Annotated in this window: 3 protein-coding genes; 2 read left to right on the top strand and 1 reads right to left on the bottom strand. The window is 50.8% G+C overall.

From position 1 onward, the window contains the following. On the top strand, nucleotides 1-628 hold a 628-nt coding region (locus tag QCE64_RS36350; protein ID WP_310009187.1), incomplete at its 5' end, for an RHS repeat-associated core domain-containing protein. A gap of 5 nt (nucleotides 629-633) precedes the next feature. Next, complete coding sequence (locus QCE64_RS36345) at nucleotides 634-972, top strand: hypothetical protein (RefSeq protein WP_310009185.1); 339 nt, start codon at nucleotides 634-636, stop codon at nucleotides 970-972. A gap of 47 nt (nucleotides 973-1,019) precedes the next feature. Here QCE64_RS36345 and QCE64_RS36340 read toward each other — a convergent pair whose 3' ends face one another. Next, nucleotides 1,020-1,202 (bottom strand): SymE family type I addiction module toxin, encoded by a 183-nt coding sequence (locus QCE64_RS36340; RefSeq protein WP_310009183.1) that lies wholly within the window; start codon nucleotides 1,200-1,202, stop codon nucleotides 1,020-1,022. Between the last annotated feature and the right edge of the window lie 283 nt (nucleotides 1,203-1,485).

The following is a 1,485-nucleotide window of genomic DNA, read 5'->3' as shown; positions in this document are numbered from 1 at the left end:
GGCGATGCAGGTGGATGACGGGGCCTGCAAGCGGATTTACTTCTATCAGAATGATCCGAATGGTGCGCCGGTCAGGCTAAGCAGCGCGGACGGTGACATCGTTTGGGAAACGCACTACAGTGTTGCGGGTGGGGTCGATTGGTGCGAAACGCGGAAGGTCGAGCAGGCGATTCGGTTGCAGGGGCAGTACTTCGATCATGAGTCGGGGTTGCATTACAACCGGTATCGGTACTTTGATCCCGGCACTGGGCAGTTCATCTCGCAGGATCCGATCGGACTAGATGGTGGAGAAAATCCATATGAGTTCGCACCCAACATGTTTGGGTGGATTGATCCACTTGGATTAAAGAAGAAGTGTTCACATAGAAAGCCCAAGAAGAGAAAAACAAAGTCAACAGGGCGCACTAAAGCAAGGAACAGAAATGAGAGGTTTGTTATGTCTCATGTGATGGCACACCCTGAGAAGGGGGTTGAGATCATTAAGGCAGAGGATATAGGAGACCGTTGTTTCTCTGGAAAGGGATGGGCGAAATACGAACGGAAAATAAACGACGTAACAGTTCACTATATGGCGAGAGTGAATGGTGAAGGTATCATGACCGATGTTACGGACTTCAAATTCAAGTGATCGTTATGAAATATGTTGAAAGAGAGTCGGGGTTACGATCGGATCACTGGGATTTCTGTGAAAAAAATGGATTGCCCTTCGTTGAAATAAGTGTGGCGGGGGATGGGTGGAAAAGAATTTTCTTTGATGTTACTAATTACGACGTTGATCTAGAAGATATTTCTAATAAAGTTCGACATTTCTACCGGGCGTATGCTGATTTCTTCTTGCTTTCGGTTAGTGATGTAAGAGAGTGTTTGGAGCAATATTATTTTTTTAGTATGCTCATCAAATCAGGTCACGCTGATTTTATAGCGAATGGATTGTATGATTTCCTGGCATCAGAGCTGCAGAAAAATAAATAATTCGAATGTGATCCTACATGACCCGCGAAAGCGGGTCATGTAGGCATTCAGTCATGTGTTATGACGAGCCGTCCGTGCTCAACGTTGATCTTGACGCGCTGCCCAGGGCTGAATCCGGCCTGCTCGATCCATCGTCCGGCGAGCTTGAGCCACGGATAAAACGGCGGTTCTTCGCGCTGCCAATGCGACTTCTCTGAATGGCAGTTGCGTTGGATCCGCTGGACGGTCACGAAGCGTTCTATGACGGCGGGGCGTGCTTCAAAGGCATTAGGGTTAAAGCGCGGCTATGGGTACGATCCGGCGGGGCACCTGAAGCGCACAGTCGATCCGCTCGGACGCGTGCTGACCATACGCTGCGATTCGTTGGGGCGGATCGTGAGTCGCATCGCGGCGGGCAGCGGCGAGGACGAGCACTACGCCTATAACAAGCGCGGCCAGTTGATCGAAGCGCGCAATGCGCACGGGCTGGTTCAGCGCGAGTATGACCTCGACGGGCGGCTCACGAGCGAGACG

Origin of the sequence: Caballeronia sp. LZ043 (assembly GCF_031451075.1) — a bacterium.
Taxonomy (GTDB): domain Bacteria; phylum Pseudomonadota; class Gammaproteobacteria; order Burkholderiales; family Burkholderiaceae; genus Caballeronia.
This window is presented reverse-complemented; position numbering and strand designations above follow the sequence as displayed.

Bases quoted from the DNA above. Each gene is read 5' to 3' on its own strand.
- QCE64_RS36345 (WP_310009185.1), top strand. From the start codon at position 634: ATGAAATATGTTGAAAGAGAGTCGGGGTTACGATCGGATCACTGGGAT.